We start from the raw sequence: 4,101 nt of genomic DNA, 5'->3' as shown, positions 1-4,101 counted from the left end.
TTTCAGGGGAGGCTATCATGAAAATTGATTTCCGCGAGATGTTTCCAAAAAACCAGTTGTAATTTTTCCGGAAATATGCTACAATAAAAAAGATTACGAACTTTTCGGATAAAGGAGAAAACAGTATGCTGCTGCGTATGACAGACATCAATAAATTTTATAACGGCAATCAGGTGCTCTCCCACGTTTCACTGACGGTGGAAGACCACGACCGCATCGGGCTTGTGGGCGTAAATGGCTGCGGCAAGTCCACGCTGCTGCGGATCCTCACGGAACAGGAACTGCCGGATCATCTGGTGGAGGGGGACGGCGAAATTGCCAGATCCGCCAAGACCAGCATCGGCTATCTGGAACAGATGGGCGGACTGGATCGGGAAAGCACCGTCTGGGAGGAGATGCGGAGCGTGTTTCGTCCGCTGCTGGAAACGCAGGAGCGAATGCACCAGCTGGAAGAAGCCATGCAGTCCGGTGACATGGCCGGTGCGGAGGAATATCACCGCCTGCAAACCTGGTTCGAAAACAACGGCGGCTATCAGATCGACGTGAAGATCCGCACGGTGCTGAACGGTATGGGTTTCACACAGGAAACCTATTCCCGCATCATCTCCGGTTTCAGCGGCGGCGAAAAAACACGGCTTGCCATTGCACGGCTACTGCTGGAGGAACCGAATCTGCTGATTCTGGACGAGCCTACCAACCACTTGGATTTTAAGACCGTTATGTGGCTGGAGGATTACCTCAAGGATTATCAGGGAGCACTGCTGCTGGTATCCCATGACCGCTATTTTCTCGACCGGCTGTGCACCAGCGTCTGTGAGATCGAGCGGGGCAGACTGACGCGGTACAAGGGCAACTACACCACTTTCACCCAGCTGAAAGAAGCGGCTGTGGCACGGCAGTGGAAAGAGTACGAGATGCAGCAAAAGGAAATCGCCAAGCTGGAGGACTACGTTGCCCGCAACCTCACCCGTGCTTCGACGGCAAAGTCCGCCCAGAGCCGCGTGAAGCAGCTGGAAAAAATGGAACGCATTGAAAAGCCGCTGGTTTCCCGCAAGCAGGCACGGGTGGAATTTACGTATGAAATGGATCCGCCGCAGGAAGTGCTGAAAGTGCAGGACGTTGATATTTCCGTGGGCGAGGGGACAGAACGGAAAACGCTGCTGCCGGACGTGTCCTTTGAAGTTCGCCGCGGCGAAAAGTGGGGCATTATCGGAGATAACGGCATTGGCAAGTCCACGCTGCTGAAAATCTTGCAGAACAAGCTGCCGCATCAGGGGAAAGTCCGCTGGACCAGCAATGTCAAGATCTCCTACTTCGAACAGGAGAGCACCAACCTGCACCCCACAAAATCGGTGATGCAGGAAATTCATGACCGCGTGCCGTCATGGACAGATCTGGAAGTGCGGAATCTGCTGGGGCAGGTACGCCTGACAGGGGAAAACGTGTTCAAGCCGGTGGGCGTACTCTCCGGCGGCGAGCGTGCAAAGGTCTGCTTCGCGGTGATGATGCTGGAGCATGGCAACGTGCTGATTCTGGACGAACCCACCAACCACCTGGACATTGCCATGAAAGAAGTCATCGAGGAAGCCATGCAGTCCTTTGCGGGGACGCTGCTGTTTGTGTCCCATGACCGGTACCTGCTGGACAAGGTGGCAGACCACATTCTGGAACTGAAAGCTGACGGGGCAACGACCTATCAGGGTGGCTTCAGCAAGTGGCTGGAGGCACAGCAGAAACAGCCGGAACCGGAGGAAACCCCTGCGGAAAGATCGGCTGCTGACAAGGAAAAACCGGCGGAGAAGCCGGCGTACCGTTCCAAGAAACAGCGTGCCCAGCAGGCGAAAATGCGTGCCGACCTGCGGAGTCTGGAACAGCAGCTGGACAAGATGCAGGAGGAACTGGACACCCTGACAGCGGAACTGACCGACGAAGCCGTTTGCAGCGACTATCAGCTGATGCAGGAAAAGTGCCAGCGTATGGAGGAACTGCGGGTGCAGATGGACGAAACCATGGAGCAGATGATCCTGCTGGAGGACGAACTGGGATAACCGAAAGGAACAGGATATAGGAAACACTGCAAGCAGATTGCGTGCAAAACCGTCAGGCGGGCTTTATGCAGTGTTTCCTATATAAAAAAACGGAGAGAGCATTTCGCCCTCTCCGTTTTCTTTTCGATGATGCTGTAACTGATTACAGCTTTTTCTTTTCGTCTTCGATCATTGCCAGCAGTTCGTCTACAGAAGCACTTGCAATGCGGTCTTCCTTGTTCTTGGAAACAGACGGTGCAGCAGGCTTCGGTGCGGGAGCCGGTGCAGATGCACGGCTGCTGCGGAACGGGGTATCGCCCAGATTCCGTGCTTCCTCCGGAGAGCTTGCTTCGTGGCTGCCGCGGTAAGTGGAAACCGGAGCTTCCGGCTGTGCCGGTGCGACAGGTGTTTCATCTGTGATCGGCGGGGTGCTGTAGGTGTTGCTGCTGTAGCTGCCGAATGTTGCAGTGTTGGAAGTGCTTGCAGCATGTGTGCCCTCATAGGCGGTAGTGTTGCTGCCGGCTGCCGGTGCAGAACCGTCCAGCGGGAGCTGATCTGCCGGATTGGTGTAGATCGGCACATCATGCTGTGCCTTGAACTGCATGGTACGAGCCTTCTGGTACGGCGAGTTAGGGTTTACCTGTTTCCGTTCGAAGTTCTCCGCAATGGAAGAACGCTTCTTCTCAAAGGAACGGCTCTGGGTCGCTTCAGATGGACGGTACAGCGGAGAGCGTCCGCCCAGTTCTTCGTCATCATAAGCAGAATCGCTGTCATCGTATGAATCTTCACTGTAAACTTCGTCATAGTTTTCTTCAAAAGTGTATTCGTCATCGTGTCCCATGCTTGCCCGTACAATGGTGACGATCAGCATGATGACCAGAATGATGCTGGGGAGAACCATCAGGATCAGGATTCCCGGAACGCCGGTGGCGAATTTTACATATGTATACAGTTCGCCGCTTTCGTAGGAGCACTTGCCGAGAATGCTGTCTACAGTTACAGGCGGCTCAGTTCCCACATCACTTGCTTTCATGGTAGTGGGATAGTACTTCAGAACGCCGGTTTCGTCCTGTTCGATGTTGTAGATGCGGCGGACAGCAACGCGGTCGGAGTCGATGTCCTTGGAAGCGTCGTCCGGAGCCAGTACGCACAGAACAGCGTTGTTCTTGGCAATCGGATCAGTTTCTTTATAGGCGGAAGCGATCACGGCAGTGTGCTGGTGGATCGAAGCCGCAGCACTGGTGTCATCGACTGAGCCGGCAGCCTGTCCGGAAGTGCCGGTGGCAACGGCAGCCCCTGCTGCTGCTTCCATAGTATCATATTCCATCAGATAGATGTAGTGCCCGAAAATCTTCGGTGTGTCCTTTCGGGAAAAAAGAATGTTCGTGGTCAGAGAGATTGCCACCACGATCACGAGGAGAATCGCCAGTACAATGGCAAGAATGGATTTGGATTTCTTTTTCATAATGCTACCTACCTTTTTACGAAGTCATGGGATTTAACCCTATTATAACACATCTTTTCTGCGATTTCAATCGTTTTTTTGCATTTTTGCAGAAAAAGTGCAAAAGTCTGAACCGGAAATTTTTTCCGCCGCACCATTTGTCAGCGAGCACTTTTACAGTACCTCATTATTATAGCACATCTTTTCTGCGATTTCAATCGTTTTTTTGATTTTTCAGAGAATTTTTTTGAAACCTCTTGACAAATCAAGAATTTGTGGTATAATAAATAGGTAATCCTGCGTGAGAGATCTCACGGTATAATCGGTGCTGGAATAGCTCAGTTGGTAGAGCAGTGCATTCGTAATGCACAGGTCGCGTGTTCAAGTCACGTTTCCAGCTCCATTTTTCTGCTCCGCGAAAGTACAGGAACTGCCGCCTGTCGGAACTGCCGAAAGGCAGATGCGAGCGTAGTTTAGTGGCAAAACATCAGCTTCCCAAGCTGAGGTTGCGAGTTCGATTCTCGTCGCTCGCTCCAGAACCAACAGCATGTGTGCACAACACGTGCTGTTTTTTTGTGCCCGCAGGGATACCTTTTATATAGGGCAATACCGCACAAAGAGCGTCTGGCG

2 protein-coding genes and 2 tRNA genes are annotated in these 4,101 nt (G+C 52.6%); 3 read left to right on the top strand and 1 reads right to left on the bottom strand.

The annotated features are described in order from the left end of the window. Positions 1-125: 125 nt before the first annotated feature. Complete coding sequence (locus RUMCAL_RS09955; RefSeq protein WP_021682703.1) at positions 126-2,048, top strand: ABC-F family ATP-binding cassette domain-containing protein; 1,923 nt, start codon at positions 126-128, stop codon at positions 2,046-2,048. Positions 2,049-2,190: 142 nt separating this feature from the next. Here RUMCAL_RS09955 and RUMCAL_RS09950 read toward each other — a convergent pair whose 3' ends face one another. Continuing rightward, positions 2,191-3,492, bottom strand: a complete 1,302-nt coding sequence (locus tag RUMCAL_RS09950) for a hypothetical protein (protein ID WP_021682702.1) — start codon at positions 3,490-3,492, stop codon at positions 2,191-2,193. 306 nt (positions 3,493-3,798) lie between these two features. Here RUMCAL_RS09950 and RUMCAL_RS09945 point away from each other — a divergent pair. Both RUMCAL_RS09945 and RUMCAL_RS09940 read left to right on the top strand, forming a co-directional pair. Then, positions 3,799-3,874, top strand: a tRNA-Thr gene (locus tag RUMCAL_RS09945). A gap of 59 nt (positions 3,875-3,933) precedes the next feature. Beyond that, positions 3,934-4,007, top strand: a tRNA-Gly gene (locus RUMCAL_RS09940). Positions 4,008-4,101 lie beyond the last annotated feature (94 nt).

The sequence above is a fragment of the Ruminococcus callidus ATCC 27760 genome (assembly GCF_000468015.1).
Classification (GTDB): domain Bacteria; phylum Bacillota; class Clostridia; order Oscillospirales; family Ruminococcaceae; genus Ruminococcus_C; species Ruminococcus_C callidus.
This window is presented reverse-complemented; position numbering and strand designations above follow the sequence as displayed.